Origin of the sequence: Tomitella cavernea (genome assembly GCF_016599145.1) — a bacterium.
Classification (GTDB): Bacteria; Actinomycetota; Actinomycetes; order Mycobacteriales; family Mycobacteriaceae; genus Tomitella; species Tomitella cavernae.
Genome location: NZ_JAENKO010000022.1, coordinates 23,893 through 40,833, shown reverse-complemented (window position 1 = coordinate 40,833; position 16,941 = coordinate 23,893). Strand labels below are relative to the sequence as shown.

The following is a 16,941-nucleotide window of genomic DNA, read 5'->3' as shown; positions in this document are numbered from 1 at the left end:
AGTCGACAGTGGGACGTGCGACGTCGGTTCTCGCGGGGTGCCACGCGCGCGGCGCCCCCGAGAACTTTCGATTCGCAATGCAATGCCTAACACATCATCAGATACTTGCGATAGAAGCAAGTTGCTGATTATGCTTCAGGCGTGAGCAAGTCGGAGGGGACGGCGGCGGCCGTCGGTGGCCGTGCACGCACCGCCATCCGGGGGTCCGCGATGGCGCAGCGCGATGTCGCAGGTCGCATCGGCCTGGACGAGACCAAGCTGTCGAAATCGCTGGGCGGTACGCGCCGCTTCTCCGCGGACGAGCTCCTGGCGCTGGCGACCGTCACCGGCGTCACCGTCCAGTGGCTGCTGACGGGGGGCGGCGACTCGGATTCGGACGTCGAATCCGTGTCCGCCACACCGCCACCCGAAACCCTCCCCTCCCGCCATCCGGAGAGCGAGGAGCAGGCGTTGCGTCGGCGCACGCTCGTCGAGCAGGCCTGGTGGCTGTTCGCCGAGCACGGCTACGACGGTGTCCGCATCAGCGACATCGCCGACGCCGCCGGCGCCTCCAGCGCGTCCGTGCACTACTACTTCCCGTCCAAGCGCGACGTCTTCGCCGAGGTGCTGCGCTACTCGGTGAAGCTGGCGTTCGACCGCCAAAGCGCGCGCCTCACCGACGTCGACGACCCGGCCTCACGGCTCAAGACCCTTGTGCGCCTGCAGATGCCGGCGGATCGTCTGCGCAGAGCAGAGTGGTCGATCTGGCTGCAGACGTGGGCGGCCGTCGCCGTCGACGGCGACCGCTTCGAGCACGGCCCCAGCTATCGCCGCTGGTGGGAGACCGTCCGCGGCATCATCGCCGAGGGCACCCGCACCGGCGCATTCATCGATGCCCCGCCCGACCGGACCGCCGACGTCCTCACCGCCTACATCGACGGACTCGGCATCCGCGTGCTCACCGGTCTGCTCAGCCCGCAGGGGATGGCCGAGCAGGTCGACAACTTCATAGACCGCAATCTCATAGCCCACGCACTACCGGTTAGGACCGTTCCATGAACCGTCACGTCATCCTCACCTGCGCCGTCACCGGGGCCGGCGACACCGCCGGCCGGTCCGAGCACGTGCCCGTCACCCCGCAGCAGATCGCCGACTCCGCAATCGCCGCGGCGCGCGCCGGCGCATCCATCGTCCATATCCACGTGCGCGACCCCCGGACCACCCTCGGCTCCCGCAAGACCGAGTACTACGCCGAGGTCCAACGCCTGATCGGCGCGTCGGATGTGGACCCGGTGATCAACATGACCGCGGGCATGGGCGGCGACTACGTGATCGACCCGCAGAACCCGATGCAGCACGTGGAGGGCACCGACCTGGTCAGCCAGGCCACCCGCCTCGAGCACGTCGAGGCGCTGCGGCCGGAGATCTGCACGCTCGACTGCGGCACGCTCAACTTCGGCGAGGGAAGCTCCACTTACATCTCCACCCCGGACATGATGCGCGAAGGCGCGGCCCGCATTCGCGAGCTGGGCGTCAAGCCGGAGCTGGAGTGCTTCGACACCGGCAACGTCTGGTTCGCCAACGTGATGCACCAGGAGGGGCTGCTCGACGACCCGCCTTTCTATCAGATCTGCCAGGGCATCCCCTACGGCGCGCCCGCCGACGGCGCACTGCTGGAAGCCGAGGTGGCGATGCTGCCGAAGACCGCGGAGTTCACCGCGTTCGCGATCTCGCGCAACCAGTTCGAGTGGGTCGCCCGCTCCGTGCTGGCCGGTGGCCACGTGCGCGTGGGCTTGGAGGACAACCTGTACCTGTCCAAAGGGGTCAAGGCCACCAACGCCCAGCTCGTGCAGCGGGCCGGCGAGATCATCGACTCGCTCGGAGCGCAGGTCGCCACCCCGGAGGAGACCCGGGAGCTCCTCGGCCTCCGCCGGCAGTGACCCCGTCCCGCACCGCGTGCCACTCCGAATCGAAAGCAGCAGTAATGGAACTCCGTGACATGAAGACCATCGACACCGTCGCCTGCGTGGGCGCCGGCGTCATCGGCGGCGGCTGGGCCGCCTACTTCCTCGCCCGCGGCCTCCGGGTCCGCGTGTGGGACCCCGCACCGGAGGCCGGTGAGCGGCTCGCACGTCTCGTCGACAACGCGTGGCCGGCACTCACCGAACTCGGTCTCGCCGAGGGCGCCGACAAAGACGCCTGGACCGTGCACACCGACCTCGCAGAGGCACTCGAGGGCGTCGGGTTCGTCCAGGAATCCGCGCCGGAGAATCTCGAGATGAAGCAGCGGCTGCTCGCCGACATCGCCGCCGCGGCCCCGGCGGACGCCGTCATCGGGTCGTCCACCTCCGGCTACAGCATGACGGAGATGGCGCGGACGGCCGTCGCGGAGGCACCGGCCGGCGCGGCGCGGCTCGTCGTCGGGCATCCGTTCAACCCGCCTTATCTGATCCCTCTCGTGGAGGTCGTCGGCGGCGAGCACACCGCCGCGGCCGCGGTCGACTGGGCCGCCGAGTGGTACACGCTCATCGGCAAGTCGGTGATCCGTATGGACCGCGAGCTGCCCGGTTTCATCGCCAACCGCCTGCAGGAGGCGCTCTGGCGCGAGGCCCTGCACATGATCGACAACGGCGAGGCCACGGCCGAGCAGATCGACCGCTCGATCACCGACGGCCCGGGCCTGCGGTGGCCGCTGCTGGGCCCCATGCTCACCTTCCACCTGGCGGGGGGCCAGGGCGGCATGGCGCACAACCTGGACCACTTCGGCCCGTCGCTCAAGTCGCCCTGGACCCGGCTCGAGGCACCCGAGCTGACCAAGAAGCTCCGGGATGCTGTGGTCGACAGCGTCGACGAGGCGACGAAGGGCCGCACCATCGACGAGCTGATCCGCGCGCGCGACGCCTCGGTGATCGCCGTGCGCCAGGCCATCGGCAGCATCCGCCGCGACTACCCCGGCGGCCGGGAGTGAGTCCGCGCCCGGCGCTGTCGACCTACCGGTCGACGGTCCGCCCGGAATGGATCGACTACAACGGCCACATGTCCGAGGCCTACTACGTGCTCGTGTTCGGATACGCCACCGACGAGGCGATGGACGTGCTCGGCCTGGGGCCGCAGTACCGCGAGCGCACGGGCTGCTCGCTCTACACGGTCGAGGCGCACATCCGGTACCTGCAGGAGGTTCCGCTGGGCGCGCCGCTGACGGTGCACACCGAGGTCGTCGGGGTCGCCGGCAAGAAGCTGCACCTGGCCCACTCGATGTCCGCCGCACTCGGCGACGCGGAGCCGTTCGTCGTGTCCACCGAGGAGATTCTGGGCGTGCATGTTGACCAGAACGCGGGCGGGTCGGCGCCGCTGCCGGCGGAGGTGCTCGCCGCCGCGCGCGACGCGCAGAACCCCGCGCCGGCGTGGAGCGGCCGCGCCGTCGGCGTCTGAGGGACGCCGAACCCGGGCCGCGGGGCGACGCTGCTATTGCTCGCCGTCCCGCGGCCCCTCGTCTCCGGACGTGCGGGTATCGTCGCCGGACGTGCGGGTGCCGTCTCTGCGCCCGCGCGTGCGGGACGACTCCTGCCGGCGTACGACCTGTTCGCGCATCCGATTGTCCAGCAGCTCCCGCTCGAGGGCGTCGCGTTTGCGTGCCAGCCGTTCGAGCTTGCGGCCGGTCGACAGCGCCAGGTCGCCGGACGCGGTGAGGTCCGGGCGGTCCGGCCCCTTCGGCTGGATGCGGCCCGGGTCGAGTGTGCGGCGCACGTCGTCTGCGTCCACCACGCCCACTTCCTCCGCCGCCTTGATGTACCAGTCGACGAGGTCCGGATCCCGGCTGTCGAGCCAGGCGCCGGCGCCCGAGTCGGACGACACCGCGCTGGAGCCGAAGACGAAGTCGTCTCCGTGGTTGGCGATGCCCAGGCGCACGCCCTGCGCGATCGCGGCGCGCGCGTACTTGCGGCGCAGCATGTACGGGTCGGTGCGCAGGTCCTTGCCCCAGGACACCATCATGCCCATGATGACGAACGCGAACGGCAGCGACGACACCACCATTATCGATTGCAGCCCGCCCAGCGCATCGGAGCCGCCGGCCAGCAGAAGCGACGCCGCGGTGAGCCCCAGCAGGACGCCCCAGCAGATCGTCACCCAGGTGGACGGCTCCGGCTTTCCTCGCTGACTCATCGACCCCATGACGATCGACGCCGAATCCGCGGAGGTCACGAAGAACACGACGATGGAGACCATGGCGATCACCGCGGTGACCGCGCCGAACGGCAGGTTGTCGAGCATGCCGAACAGCATCGCTTCCGGCGAACCCCCGGCGTCGACGCTCTCGCCGTTCATCTTCTGCCACATCGAGGTCCCGCCGAACACGGCGAACCACATGAAGCACACCCCCGCGGGCACGAGGATCACCACGGTGACGAACTCGCGCAGCGTCCGTCCGCGGGAGATCTTGGCGATGAACATGCCGACGAACGGCGTCCACGAAACCCACCATGCCCAGTAATAGGTGGTCCACGCGGACATGAACTCCGCGGTGTCACCACCCTCGTTGCCGTTGCGGATGATCATGGTGCCCAGCTCGTTGAAGAACGACGCGGCCCCGGCCGGCATGAGGTTGAGCAGGAACAGCGTGGGCCCCGCGATGAACACGAACACCGCGAGCAGTCCCGCGATGACCATGTTGATGTTGGACAGCACCCGGATGCCGCGTTTGATCCCGGACACCGCCGAGACGATGAACGCCGCGGTGAGCACCGCCATCGTGCCGATGATGAAGGTGTTGCCCAGATGACCCGCACCGGTGACGACCTCGGTGCCGCGCGCGATCTGCATCGCTCCGATGCCCAGCGAGATCGCGGTGCCGAACAGGGTCACGATGATCGCGAAGATGTCGATGACGGCGCCCAGCGGCCCGTGCGTACGGGTGCCGAAGATCGGTTCGAAGATCGCAGAGATCAGCGGCGGACGGCCGCGCCGGTAGGAGCTGTAGGCGATGGCGCCGCCGACGAGCGCATAGAACGCCCACGCGATGGGGCCCCAGTGCAGCATCGTCTGCGCCAGCGCCGTCTGCGCCGCGTCGACGGTCTCGGGTGCCACCTCGAACCCGTGCGGCGGGTCCATGAAGTAGGTGAGCGGCTCGTACGGGCCGTAGAACAACAGCCCGATACCCATGCCGGCGGAGAAGAGCATCGCCACCCACGAGACGGTGGTGAACTCTGGCTCCTCGTCGTCCGCGCCCAGGCGGACGCCGCCGGTACGGCTGTAGCCGAGCACGAGCATGAACGCGGCGATCACCAGCGCCAGCACGCCGTACATCCAGCCGAAGTTCGTCGTCACCCACTGGAGGGACTCGTCGCCGACGGACTTGATGTTGTCCGGCGCGACGAACGCCCACACGATGACCGCGGCGATGAGGAGCCCCGAGATGACGAACACCGGCGGGCTGGTGTTGAACACCCGCCCCGTGCGTTCCACGCCGATCCCCGGAATGAGCGCCGGATGCACCAGGCTCCGATCCGATACCTGCTTGATCAGCCGTTTTGCCGGCTCCCGCATCCGCTCGGTCCGGCGATGTGCCCGGTCGTCGGGGCGGCGCCCGCCTGCGTCGTCGTTGTCCATCACCACTCCCACGGCGGCCCCGGTCCCGCCGCATTGCGCGCCCGGCCCGATGCCGCCACTAGTCGATCGGCACGTAGATCGTATGGCCTCCCCGCGGATCCTGCGGAACGATGCCTGACTGTGCGGCGCGGCGCGCAGTGGTGCCGGTCACCGGGCGAAGGGGTCCTCGGTCCTCCCGACGAGGTCGGCGACGGAGTCCACCACGAGGGTGGGCCGGTACGGGTACATCTCCACCGTCTGCCGCGTGGAGATGCCGCTGAGCACGAGGATCGTCCGCATGCCCGCCTCGAGGCCCACCACCACGTCGGTGTCCATCCGGTCGCCGATCATCAGCGTCTGCTCCGAGTGCGACCCCAACGAACGCAGCGCGGACCGCATCATCAGAGTGTTCGGCTTGCCCACGAAGTACGGTTCGCGACCCGTCGCCCTGCTGATGAGCGCCGCCACGGCACCCGTCGCGGGCAGCGAACCGTCGCGCGACGGCCCCGTCGGGTCCGGGTTGGTGGCGATGAACCGCGCCCCCCGTTCCACCAGGCGGATCGCCGTGGTGATCGCCTCGAACGAGTAGGTTCGGGTCTCCCCCAGCACCACGTAGTCAGGGTCGCGGTCGGTGAGCACGTAGCCGACGTCGTGCAACGCAGTGGTCAGACCCGACTCGCCGACGACGTACGCGCTGCCGTGGGGCCGCTGCGAGTCCAGGAAGCTCGCCGTGGCGAGGGCCGACGTCCAGATGGCCGACTCGGGCACGTCCAGCCCCGTCTGCCCCAGGCGTGCGCGCAGGTCGCGGGGCGTGCGGATCGAGTTGTTGGTGAGCACCAGAAAGGGGTTCCCGGCGTCGGTGAGTTCCGAGATGAGCTCGTCCGCCCCCGGGATCAGCGTTTCCTCATGGACGAGGACGCCGTCCATGTCCATGAGGTAGGTCCAGCGCCGCGCCGAGGAGTCCGTGTCATCCGCCACCTCCCCATCATCGCCTACCCGTACCGTTTGCACAGGCGGTGCGCGGGAACGCCGATGCGGTCGGGGCGCTCACCGGGAGAGTTCCGGTACGAGCAGGACCGGGCGGTGGCCGTGCCGGAGCAATTGCACCGCGACGGCGTCACCCAGGAGCCGTTCCATCGCCGCCGCCAGGCCCGCCCGCGGCGCCCCCAGCATCCCCGCGATCTCCGCGGCCTTCGCCAACGCGGCGCGTCCGGCGGGCCGCCGGTCGAACCCCACCACGATGCACCGGTCGTCCCTGTCCATCCCGTCTCCCCTCTCGCCGTCTCCCCTCTCGCCGTCCGCCGCTACGGCACCGAGGCCAGCCACAGGCCGAGGGCCGCAACGCCCGCCGTGACGACGAGCGTCCCGGCGACGTTCGCCAGCCCCGCCGTATAGCGGCGCGCCTCCAGCAGGCGGACCGTTTCCACGCTCGCGGTGCTGAACGTGGTGAATCCGCCGCAGAATCCCGCGCCCGCGATGACGGTGAGCCCCGTCGACGCATCCTGGAACAGGACTAGCCCCGTGAGATATCCGAGCAGCAGCGAACCGAGCACGTTGATCGTGAACGTCGCCCACGGGAACCGCAGCGCGCGTCGCGATGTGATGGCGCCGTCCAGGAGGAACCGCGCCGTGGCTCCCCCGCCGCCGGCGAGCGCGACCCAGAGCGTCGTCATGACCGGTCACGCCCCGGGGCCGCCGCGGGCGGGCCGCCGACACGCTGCCCCAGCCGTGCCCCCGCCGCGATGCCGAGCGCGCAGGCGACGGCGCCGACCAGGACCGTGGCGAGCGCATAGGACACGGCGGATCCCGCTGACCCCCGGTGCAGCAGCAGGTCGGTGTCCACCGCGAGCGTGCTGTAGGTGGTGAAGGCCCCCAGCATTCCGGTGCCCACGCCCAAACGTACGTACGTCGGCCATCGGCCATCCGCGCTCGGACCCCCCGGTGCGCCGCGCCTATACCTGGTGAGCGCTTCGAGCAGCATGCCCAGCAGGAATGCCCCGGTGATGTTGACGACGAACGTCGTCACCGGCCATTGCCCCGGGTCGTCGGGGAAGAGCACGTCCAGGCCGTGACGCGCGAAAGTGCCGACGAGACCGCCCGCGGCGACCAGAACAGCGAGGGCCGCCCTGCGATGCGGTGCTGTGGACACAGGTCTCCTTTCCTCTGAGGGAAGGAGCCATCAGCCCCGGTCGGGGCGGTTCAGGCCGACGCGCGGCCTCGGCGGAGTTCCATCGCCGCATCCGAGCATAACCGCTGCCGGAGGCCCGCCGCAGAGGCGGTCAGTCCACGCGGAAACCGATCTTCAGAGTCACCTGCATGTACGCCACCGCGTCGTCCTCGACGTAACCGCGGGTCTCCACCACCTCGAACCATCCGATGTTGCGGATGGTCTCCGACGCCTTGGCGACGGCGTTGCGGATGGCCGCGTCGGTGCCGTCCGGCGAGGAACCGACAACCTCCGTCATCCGATAAACGTGCCCCTCTGAACCCATCGTGATCACCTTCCTCGGCGAATCGCCCGGAGCGTGCAGCGTTCTGCTCCGACGCTACTGCAGCCCGGGCCGCGGCGGGTCCGGATTCGACCGCACGCGTGCCACGTTCTCTGGCAGCATCGGGGCATGAGCAACGTCGAGGCGCATCCACCGGAGGTGGTGTGCGGAGCGGAGGATCCGCCTGCGCACACGATCGAAGTTATCTCCTCCCGGGACGTCCCGTTGGGTGGGCCCCGCGCGATGACGGTGCGGCGCACCCTTCCGCAGCGTAAGCGGTCGCTGATCGGCGCGTGGTGCTTCCTCGACCACTACGGGCCGGACGACGTGTCCGTCTCCGGCGGCATGGACGTCCCGCCGCACCCGCACACCGGGCTGCAGACGGCGAGCTGGCTGTTCACCGGCGAGATCGAGCACCGGGACAGCTCGGGCGTGCACGCGATGGTGCGGCCGGGCGAGTTGAACCTGATGACCGCGGGCCGCGGCATCTGCCACTCCGAGGTGTCCACCGCGTCCACCACCGTGCTGCACGGCGCGCAGCTGTGGATCGCGCTGCCGGACGCGCACCGCGACGGCCCGCGCGATTTCGCGCACTTCGTCCCCGATCCGGTCCGCGCGGGGCAGGTCACCGCCCGGGTGTTCCTCGGTGCGCTCGTGGGGTCGGAGTCGCCGGTGCAGACGGCGACCCCACTGTTGGGAGCCGAGCTGCTGCTGCCCGTGGGCGCGAGCGCCGAGCTCGATGTCGACCCGGCGTTCGAGCACGGCCTTCTCGTGGACACTGGCGCGGTCGAGTTCGGCGGGACCGGCCTGGGGCGTGCCGAACTCGGCTTCGCGGCCGCAGGCAGGTCGACGCTGCGGATCACCAACCTGGGCGAGGTCCCCGCCCGCATGCTGCTGCTGGGCGGCCCGCCGTTCGGCGAGGAGATCGTCATGTGGTGGAACTTCGTCGGCCGCTCGCACGAGGACATCGCCGACTACCGCGAGGAATGGCAACAACACTCCGCACGCTTCGGCGAGGTGCACGGGTACGTGGGCCGCGAACCGGCGGGAATCGACCGACTGCCCGCGCCGCCGCTGCCCCACGCGCGGATCACACCGCGCCGCAACCGGTGACCCGCCCCGGCACCACCGCGCGCGTGGTGGTCCTCGCCACCGGTGGCACCATCGCCGCCACGCACGATGCCACCGGCGCGCTCACCCCCGGACGCAGCGCCGACGCCTTGCTCGCCGGGATCGACGTGCCCCACCGGCTGCACGTGACGGCGCACCGGTTGATGGCGATGGACAGCGCGGCGATGACGCCCGCCGACATGGCCGGCATCGCCGCCCGCACGGTGGCCGAGGCGCGCGCGGGCGCTGACGGCATCGTCGTGCTGCACGGCACCGACACGATGGAAGAATCCGCCCTCGTCGCCGACCTGGCGGTCGCGCAGGCGCGGACTGCCGCGCCGGTGGTGTTCACCGGCGCGCAGCGCGGCGCCGATCACCCCGAGCCCGACGGCCCCGGAAACCTCCTCCTCGCCCTGCACATCGCAGGCGGTGCACCCGGCTCCCCGGGGGCGCGGATCGTCTTCGCCGGAAAGGCCATGCCCGTCTGGGGCACCCGCAAGACGAGCACCGTAGCGTTGGACGGATTCGAGTCCTGGCCTGACATGCGCGAAGCGGATGCTGCGCGACGACGGGGGCTGGCCGCATTCGCGGCCGCAGACGGGCCGGCATCGGAAGGGCCGCTCCCCCGTGTGGACACCGTGGCGCTGTACCCCGGCGCCGACGCCGCAGCGATCGACGCCGTACGCGCCGCGGGCGCCCGCGGTCTCGTGCTCGAGGCGATGGGTGCAGGCAACGCCAATGCCGTGGTGGTGCAGGCCGTGCGCGAGGCGGTCGCCGCGGGCGTCGCCGTCGTCGTCACCACACGGGTGCCCTGCGGGCCCGCCTTTGCCGACTACGGCGGCGGGGGCGGCGGGGGCGGCGGCGCCGACCTCGCCGGCGCGGGCGCGGTGTTCAGCCCGGTATTGCGGTCCGGCCAGGCCCGAGTCCTGCTGGCCGCGTTGCTCGGCGCAGGCGCGGGGCCCGGCGACGTGGCGCGGGCCTTCACCGGCTGACGGACCGCCCGATCATCCGGCGAACCCGTGCCGGCACTGCGTCACGTACTCGGCGAAGTCCCAGCCGGCGAGGAATCCGCGCGCGGACTCCGCGCCCCGGGCGTAGAGGGCGTCGACCTGCGCGGCAGTGATGTCGAAATCGATGGGGCTCACCGCGTCGGACGGCACGAAGATCGTCCTGCGCACCGTGCACGGGTCGTTCATGTAGGCCGCGTCCTGGTTGCTCAGCAGAGTTCCGAGGGCCGCCAGGGCAATCGAGAACGGCCCGCTCACCGCGTGCGTCGGCGGCACCAGACCCGGGCGTGCGCTGAGCCGGATGCCGAAGGTGGGCCACAGCGGTTCGGCGCTGTTCGGCCTGTCGAACAGCTCGATGGGGAAGTCGTCCACGAGCCCGCCGTCCACCCACGTCGCGCCGGAGACCCGCACCGGTTGGAACAGGAACGGGATCGCCGCCGAGGCCCGCACCGCCTTGGCCACCGGAAACTCGTCGGGATCCTTCTTGTACGCGGGGAGGTCCCACGGGATGCGCACCAGCCGGCGCCGGGAGAGGTCGCTGGCCGTGATCACGAGGGACCACGCGTACTTGCGTTCCAGTCCGTTCCCGCCGGCGTCTCCGGCATCGCCCAGCCGCAGATCACCGAACGTGCGCACCCCCAGGTCCTTCAGCACGCCCGCCACAAAGGATTCGAGGTGGGCACCCTCGTAGATGCCGTCCGCGGTGAGCAGTGAGAGCATGGAACCGATAAGCGGGACGCGGCCGACGAGGCTGCGGTCCTGGAACTTCGTGTAGTCGATCGCGTCGACGATGTCGTGGAGGCGGCCGAGCGGTTCGCCGGCCTTCTGCAGCGCCGCCACGAATGCCGCGACGATCGACCCCGCACTGGACCCCGCCACGCGCGGAAACGTGTATCCGGCCTCGGCGAGCACGTCCACCGCGCCGACGAGGCCGATTCCGCGCACGCCCCCGCCCTCGCAGACGAGGTCGGCTCGCTTGTCCGTCATGACGCACCTCGCAGACAGCTCCGATCACGTACTTTCCGCCGATTCTCCTCCCGGAATCGGCAGAAAGTACGTGATCGGCGTGCGGGACCCAAGTCGATACCCGGCGGCTACTCCTTGACCAGCAGCTCCGCGATCTGGATGGTGTTGAGCGCGGCGCCCTTGCGCAGATTGTCGCCGGAGACGAACAACGCCAGACCCCGCCCCTCCGGAACGCCCTCGTCGCTGCGGATGCGCCCCACGAGTGACTTGTCCTGGCCCGCAGCTGCCAGCGGGGTGGGCACCTCCACCAGTTCCACTCCCGGCGCGTCCGCCAGCACCTTCTGCGCCTCCTCGACGCTCAGGGGTCGGTCGAACTCGGCGTTGATCGCCAGCGAGTGGCCGGTGAACACCGGCACGCGCACGCAGGTTCCGGACACGAGCAGCTCGGGGACGCCCAGGATGCGGCGCGACTCGTTGCGCAGCTTCTGGTCCTCGTCGGTCTCGCCGGAACCGTCGTCCACCAGCCCCCCTGCGAGCGCCACCACGTCGAACGCGATGGGCGCCACGTAGTTGTCCGGTTCGGGGAAGTCGGCGGCGGAACCGTCGTGCACCAGCTTCTCCGCGTCGTCGATGACGGCGCGGGTCTGCGAAGCCAGCTCCTTGACTCCGGCGAGCCCGCTACCGGACACGGCCTGGTAGGTGGAGACGATGAGCCGCTTGAGCCCGGCCGCCTCGTGCAGCGGCCCCAGCACCGGCATGGCGGCCATGGTCGTGCAGTTGGGGTTGGCGATGATGCCCTTGGGCCGGTCGGCCAGGTCGCCCGGGTTGACCTCGCTCACCACCAGCGGCACTTCGGGGTCCTTGCGCCAGGCGGACGAGTTGTCGACCACGACTGCACCGGCGGCCGCGAACCGCGGCGCCTGCTCCTTCGACAGCGTCCCGCCGGCGGAGAAGAGGGCGATGTCGATGCCCGCCAGGTCCTCGTCGGAAGTGGCCGCCGTGTCCTCCACGACGATGTCCTCGCCGCGGAACGGCAGCGTCGTCCCCGCCGAGCGCGCGGATGCGAAGAACCGCACCTTGTCGGCGGGGAAGCTCCGCTCCTCGAGCAGGCGGCGCATCACCACGCCCACCTGGCCGGTGGCTCCTACAACTGCGAGTGTGGTCATCGGAATCAGCGCCCCGTTCCGGCATAGACCTTGGCGGGCTCGTCGCCGCCCAGGTCGAAGGCCTTGTGCACGACGCGGACGGCCTCGTCCACGTCGGTGTCCTTGACAAGTACCGAGATGCGGATCTCGGAGGTGGAGATCAGGTCGATGTTGATGCCGGCCTGGGCGAGCGCCTCGAAGAAGGTGGCCGTCACGCCCGGGTGGCTCTTCATGCCCGCGCCCACCAGCGACACCTTGCCGATGTGGTCGTCGAACACCACGTTGCGGAACCCGATCCGGTCCTTGGCCGCGGTGAGGGCCTCGACGCACTTGGCGGTGTCGTCGGTGGGCAGTGTGAAGGTGATGTCGGTCTTGCCGGTCTCCACCTCGGAGACGTTCTGCAGCACCATGTCGATGTTGATGTCGGCGTCGGCGACCACACGGAACAGGCTGGCGGCGTATCCCGGCGAATCGGGTAGTCCCTGCACGGTGACCTGCGACTCGTCGCGATCGTGTGCGACGCCGGTGAGGACGGCTTCTTCCACGGGGATATCCTCCATCGATCCGGACACCATGGTGCCCGGCTTGTCGGTGTATGACGAGCGGACGTGGATGGGCAGGTTCGCGCCGCGCGCGTATTCCACGCAGCGGAGCATGAGCACCTTGGACCCGCAGGCCGCCATCTCCAGCATCTCTTCGAACGAGATGTTGTCGAGCTTCTTCGCGTCGGGCACGATCCGCGGGTCGGCCGTGTAGACGCCGTCGACGTCCGAGTAGATCTCGCACACATCGGCGTCGAGTGCCGCGGCCAGGGCGACGGCCGTGGTGTCGGACCCGCCGCGGCCCAGCGTGGTCACGTCCTTGGTGTCCTGGCTGACGCCCTGGAACCCGGCGACCATCGCGATCGACCCCTCGTCGAGGGCCTGCTGCACGCGCCCCGGGGTGACGTCGATGATCTTGGCTTTACCGTGTGCCGCCGTGGTGACCACGCCGGCCTGCGAGCCGGTGAACGAGCGCGCCTCGGCGCCCATCGAGCTGATCGCCATGGCCACGAGCGCGTTGGAGATACGCTCACCCGAGGTGAGCAGCATGTCCATCTCCCGCGCCGGGGGCACCGGGTTCACCTGCTGGGCCAGGTCCAGGAGCTCATCGGTGGTATCGCCCATGGCGGAGACGACGACGGCGACGTGGTTGCCCTGCTTTTTCGTCTCGACGATCCGCTCGGCGACGCGCCGGATGCGATCGGCGCTCTCCACCGACGATCCGCCGTATTTCTGCACGACGATTGCCACGCTGGGGTCCCTCCAGACAGTGCGGTTCGATCACTGGTCGTTGGTCGGTCACTGCTTCTATCGGTCGTAATCAGAGCCCCAGGGTACCGATCGACGGGCTGCGGCATCAGCCTGGCGTCACGGGGCGTGCACTACGTCACGCCGCCCCGGGATGAGGCGTCGGTCACCACCGCGGGTGCGGCAGACCTGCGCGTGGTTACCATGCGGCCGTGCCGAAGACTCCCGTTCAGTTCAGCACCGCACCGTCACGCCTCGCACAGCCGCGCGATCCGCATACCGGCCGGTCGGCGGACTCGGGCGTCCGGATCCACCCGGTCATCGCGCAGCGATGGAGCGCGCGCAACCTCGACCCCGACGCCGTCGTGACGCCCGACGAGCTGCTCGCGGCCGTCGAGTCGGCGCGGGTCGCCGCCTCCTGGGGCGGCACGTTCCCCGTGCGGTTCGTCGCCGGGCTCCGCGGCGACGCCGCGCACACGGCGCTCGCCTCGCTGCTCTCCGCCGGGAACAAGCGCTGGGCGGCGTCGGCGGGTGCGCTGCTCCTGGGCGTCGTGCAGACGGCGAACGACAAGGGCGATCTGCCGTATGCGATGTTCGACGCCGGCCTGGCGACGGCGCAGTTGTCGCTCCAGGCCGTGTCGATGGGGCTCGTCGCGCACCCGATGTCGGGGTTCGACAGGGACGAGGCGCGGCGGACCCTGCGGATCCCGGACGTCTTCGAACCACTGGTGATGATCGCGCTGGGGCACCTCGGGCCCGAGCGTGGCGCGGACCCGGAGATGGTCGAGCGGGACCGCACTCCCCGTCGGCGACCGGCGCTGGAGGACATGGTGTTCGGAGAGCGGTGGGGGGCGCCGTTCTCGGCCGAAGCGTGAGCAGTCCCGCGCATGCACGGCGCACACCGGAATACAATGGTGGTCGATGCCTGTCACCATGTCCTACGACCTGCCGGCCCGGGCGATTCTGGAGTCCGAACGGATCTTCGTCATGTCCGACGAGCGCGCCGGACACCAAGACATCCGTCCGCTGCGGATCGCGATCGTCAACCTGATGCCCGTCAAGGTCGTCGCCGAGACGCAACTGCTGCGGCTGCTGAGCAACACTCCGCTGCAGATCGACATCACGTTGCTGCACATGGCCAGCCATGTCTCGCGCACCACTTCGGCCGCACACCTCGACGCGTTCTACTCGACGTTCGACGACGTGTCGGGGCAGCACTTCGACGGACTGATCATCACCGGAGCCCCGGTCGAACGGCTCGACTTCGAGCAGGTCGACTACTGGCCGGAGCTGACCCGGATCCTTGACTGGTCGCGCACCCACGTCCAGTCCACCCTCCACGTGTGCTGGGGCGCCCAGGCCGCGCTGTACCGGCACTACGGGGTGGGCAAACACGAGATGCCCCAGAAGCTGTCGGGGGTATTCGACCATCGGCTGACCGGTCGGCCGTCGGCGGTAGTCACCGGCTTCGACGACGAGTTCCTGGCCCCGCACTCGCGGTACACCGACGTCCGCGCCGTCGACGTCGAGGCCACCGGCGAGGTCGACGTGCTGGCGCGCAGCGACGAGGCCGGAGTCTTCCTCGCGGCCACTCCGGACGGTCGGCAGGTGTTCGTCACCGGCCATCCGGAGTACGACGCGGACACCCTGGCCCGTGAATACGCGCGTGACCGCAAACAGGGTTTGCCGGTGCCCGTCCCGGCGCACTACTTCCCGGACGACGACCCGGCGGCCCGGCCGGTGAACCGGTGGCGCGGGCACGGCCATCTGCTGTTCGCGAACTGGCTCAACTACTGCGTGTACCAGGAGACCCCGTTCGATCCCACGGCGTGACGATCAGTCGTGGCCGACCGTTCACCCCAGCGCGTCGACGGCCGCGCGCACCCCGTCGCCGTAGGCGGGATCGCACGCAGTGCAGTTTGCGATGTGCCGCTCGACTGTTGCCGACGAGGCCCCCGTGATGGCGCGCGCGGTGTTGTCGAACAGCGCCTGCTTCTGCCCTGCGTCCATCAGATTGAACAGCGCCCGCGGCTGCGAGAAGTAATCGTCGTCATCGGCGCGGAAGTCGAACCGGTCCGCCACCGCCCCGACCGTCTGCGGCGGCTCGGCATATCCCGGCTGCTCCTGCCACAGCCCATCACCGTTGGGCTCGTAGTGCTTGGTCGCCCCTTGATTGCCGTCCACCCGCATCGTCCCGTCGCGATGGAAGTTGCCCACCGGGCAGCGCGGCTGGTTGACCGGGATCTGGTAATTGTTGACGCCCAGGCGGTAACGCTGCGCGTCGCCGTAGGAGAACAGGCGCCCCTGCAGCATGCGGTCCGGGGAGAACCCGATGCCCGGCACCACGTGCGCCGGATTGAACGCGGCCTGCTCGACTTCCGCGAAGTAGTTGTCCGCGTTGCGGTTCAGCTCCCACTCGCCCACCTCGATCAGCGGGTAGTCGGCCTTGGGCCACACCTTGGTCAGGTCGAACGGGTGGTACGGCACTTTCTCGGCGTCCGCTTCCGGCATCACCTGCACGCACAGCGTCCACTTGGGGTACTCGCCGCGCTCGATCGCCTCATAGAGGTCGCGCTGGCTGGACTCACGGTCGCCGGCGACGACGGCCGCCGCCTCTTCGTCGGTGAGGTTCTTGATGCCCTGCCGGCACACGTGGTGGAACTTGACCCAGAAGCGCTCGCCGTCGGCGTTGATGAGGCTGAAGGTGTGCGAACCGAAGCCGTGCATATGTCGGTAGCCGTCGGGGAGGCCGCGGTCGCTCATCACGATCGTCACCTGGTGCAGCGACTCGGGGAGCCGTGTCCAGAAGTCCCAGTTGTTCTCCGCGCTGCGCATGTTGGTGCGTGGATCGCGCTTCACTGCGTGGTTGAGGTCTGGGAACTTCAGCGGGTCGCGGAAGAAGAAGACAGGGGTGTTGTTGCCGACGAGGTCCCAGTTGCCTTCCTCGGTGTAGAACTTCACGGCGAAGCCGCGGATGTCGCGCTCCGCGTCGGCGGCGCCGCGCTCGCCCGCCACGGTGGAGAACCGCGCGAAAAGCTCGGTCTTCTTGCCGATCTCCGAGAAGATCTTCGCGCGGGTGTAGCGCGTGATGTCGCCGGTGACGGTGAACGTGCCGAACGCGCCGGAGCCCTTGGCGTGCATGCGACGCTCCGGGATCACCTCGCGGTCGAAGTGCGCGAGCTTCTCCAGGAACCACACGTCCTGCAGCAGCTGCGGACCGCGCGGGCCGGCCGTCTGCACGTCCTGGTTGTTCGGCACCGGCGCACCGACCGCGGTGGTGAGCCTGGTCGGGTCGGCGGAATTGTCGTCGTTGGCGGTCATTGCGGGGCGTCTCCTCGGGTGAGTGGACCTTGTGCGAATCCATCGGGGG

General features: G+C 69.8%; 18 protein-coding genes and 1 riboswitch. Of the genes, 8 read left to right on the top strand and 10 right to left on the bottom strand.

What is annotated here, in order from left to right:
* Positions 1-141 precede the first annotated feature (141 nt).
* The 4 genes from JJ683_RS09355 to JJ683_RS09340 are packed head-to-tail and all read left to right on the top strand — an operon-like array spanning position 142 to position 3,411.
* Positions 142-1,038: a TetR family transcriptional regulator C-terminal domain-containing protein gene (locus JJ683_RS09355; RefSeq protein ID WP_200173435.1), complete on the top strand. Its 897-nt coding sequence runs from the start codon at positions 142-144 to the stop codon at positions 1,036-1,038.
* A complete protein-coding gene (locus JJ683_RS09350; RefSeq protein WP_200173433.1) occupies positions 1,035-1,919 on the top strand; it encodes a beta-keto acid cleavage family enzyme in 885 nt (294 codons plus the stop codon). The genes JJ683_RS09355 and JJ683_RS09350 overlap by 4 nt, the downstream gene beginning before the upstream one ends.
* 44 nt (positions 1,920-1,963) lie before the next feature.
* Positions 1,964-2,947, top strand: a complete 984-nt coding sequence (locus JJ683_RS09345; RefSeq protein ID WP_242474562.1) for a 3-hydroxyacyl-CoA dehydrogenase NAD-binding domain-containing protein — start codon at positions 1,964-1,966, stop codon at positions 2,945-2,947.
* Positions 2,944-3,411 carry a thioesterase family protein gene (locus tag JJ683_RS09340; protein WP_307810801.1) on the top strand — a complete coding sequence of 156 codons (468 nt, stop codon included), beginning with the start codon at positions 2,944-2,946 and terminating at the stop codon, positions 3,409-3,411. Before JJ683_RS09345 ends, JJ683_RS09340 begins: the two co-directional genes overlap by 4 nt.
* Before the next feature lie 33 nt (positions 3,412-3,444).
* Here JJ683_RS09340 and JJ683_RS09335 read toward each other — a convergent pair whose 3' ends face one another.
* The 6 genes from JJ683_RS09335 to JJ683_RS09310 all read right to left on the bottom strand — a co-directional run bounded on the left by JJ683_RS09335 (position 3,445) and on the right by JJ683_RS09310 (position 8,057).
* Positions 3,445-5,586 (bottom strand): BCCT family transporter, encoded by a 2,142-nt coding sequence (locus tag JJ683_RS09335; RefSeq protein ID WP_242474561.1) that lies wholly within the window; start codon positions 5,584-5,586, stop codon positions 3,445-3,447.
* 147 nt (positions 5,587-5,733) lie between these two features.
* Complete coding sequence (locus tag JJ683_RS09330) at positions 5,734-6,498, bottom strand: HAD-IIA family hydrolase (RefSeq protein ID WP_200173469.1); 765 nt, start codon at positions 6,496-6,498, stop codon at positions 5,734-5,736.
* 114 nt (positions 6,499-6,612) lie between these two features.
* Positions 6,613-6,828, bottom strand: coding sequence for a hypothetical protein (locus JJ683_RS09325; RefSeq protein WP_200173431.1), 216 nt, complete (start codon positions 6,826-6,828; stop codon positions 6,613-6,615).
* Positions 6,829-6,869: 41 nt separating this feature from the next.
* A complete protein-coding gene (gene crcB, locus JJ683_RS09320) occupies positions 6,870-7,238 on the bottom strand; it encodes a fluoride efflux transporter CrcB (RefSeq protein WP_200173429.1) in 369 nt (122 codons plus the stop codon).
* Positions 7,235-7,714 (bottom strand): fluoride efflux transporter FluC, encoded by a 480-nt coding sequence (locus tag JJ683_RS09315; RefSeq protein ID WP_200173427.1) that lies wholly within the window; start codon positions 7,712-7,714, stop codon positions 7,235-7,237. The genes crcB and JJ683_RS09315 overlap by 4 nt, the downstream gene beginning before the upstream one ends.
* 14 nt (positions 7,715-7,728) lie before the next feature.
* A riboswitch (Fluoride riboswitch) is annotated at positions 7,729-7,810 on the bottom strand.
* Positions 7,811-7,844: 34 nt separating this feature from the next.
* Positions 7,845-8,057 carry a dodecin gene (locus tag JJ683_RS09310; RefSeq protein ID WP_182347345.1) on the bottom strand — a complete coding sequence of 71 codons (213 nt, stop codon included), beginning with the start codon at positions 8,055-8,057 and terminating at the stop codon, positions 7,845-7,847.
* A 126-nt stretch (positions 8,058-8,183) separates the two neighbouring features.
* On the opposite strand from JJ683_RS09310, the gene JJ683_RS09305 reads away from it, so the two are divergent.
* The gene (locus tag JJ683_RS09305) at positions 8,184-9,167 is read left to right on the top strand and encodes a pirin family protein (protein WP_200173425.1); all 984 of its coding nucleotides are present in this window, start codon (positions 8,184-8,186) and stop codon (positions 9,165-9,167) included.
* Complete coding sequence (locus JJ683_RS19655) at positions 9,164-10,156, top strand: asparaginase (protein WP_200173489.1); 993 nt, start codon at positions 9,164-9,166, stop codon at positions 10,154-10,156. Before JJ683_RS09305 ends, JJ683_RS19655 begins: the two co-directional genes overlap by 4 nt.
* Before the next feature lie 12 nt (positions 10,157-10,168).
* On the opposite strand, the gene JJ683_RS09295 is transcribed toward JJ683_RS19655, so the two are convergent.
* From JJ683_RS09295 to JJ683_RS09285, 3 genes are all read right to left on the bottom strand, one after another.
* Entirely contained in the window at positions 10,169-11,158 is a 990-nt protein-coding gene (locus JJ683_RS09295) for a patatin-like phospholipase family protein (RefSeq protein WP_200173423.1), read from the bottom strand.
* Positions 11,159-11,265: 107 nt separating this feature from the next.
* Entirely contained in the window at positions 11,266-12,303 is a 1,038-nt protein-coding gene (locus JJ683_RS09290; RefSeq protein WP_200173421.1) for an aspartate-semialdehyde dehydrogenase, read from the bottom strand.
* Between the two features lie 5 nt (positions 12,304-12,308).
* Entirely contained in the window at positions 12,309-13,574 is a 1,266-nt protein-coding gene (locus tag JJ683_RS09285; RefSeq protein ID WP_200173419.1) for an aspartate kinase, read from the bottom strand.
* A 209-nt stretch (positions 13,575-13,783) separates the two neighbouring features.
* Here JJ683_RS09285 and JJ683_RS09280 point away from each other — a divergent pair, with 209 nt between their 5' ends.
* Positions 13,784-14,446 (top strand): nitroreductase family protein, encoded by a 663-nt coding sequence (locus JJ683_RS09280; protein WP_200173417.1) that lies wholly within the window; start codon positions 13,784-13,786, stop codon positions 14,444-14,446.
* 46 nt (positions 14,447-14,492) lie between these two features.
* Positions 14,493-15,404, top strand: coding sequence for a homoserine O-acetyltransferase MetA (gene metA, locus JJ683_RS09275; RefSeq protein WP_200173415.1), 912 nt, complete (start codon positions 14,493-14,495; stop codon positions 15,402-15,404).
* 21 nt (positions 15,405-15,425) lie between these two features.
* Here metA and JJ683_RS09270 read toward each other — a convergent pair whose 3' ends face one another.
* A complete protein-coding gene (locus JJ683_RS09270) occupies positions 15,426-16,892 on the bottom strand; it encodes a catalase (protein WP_200173413.1) in 1,467 nt (488 codons plus the stop codon).
* Positions 16,893-16,941: the final 49 nt, after the last annotated feature.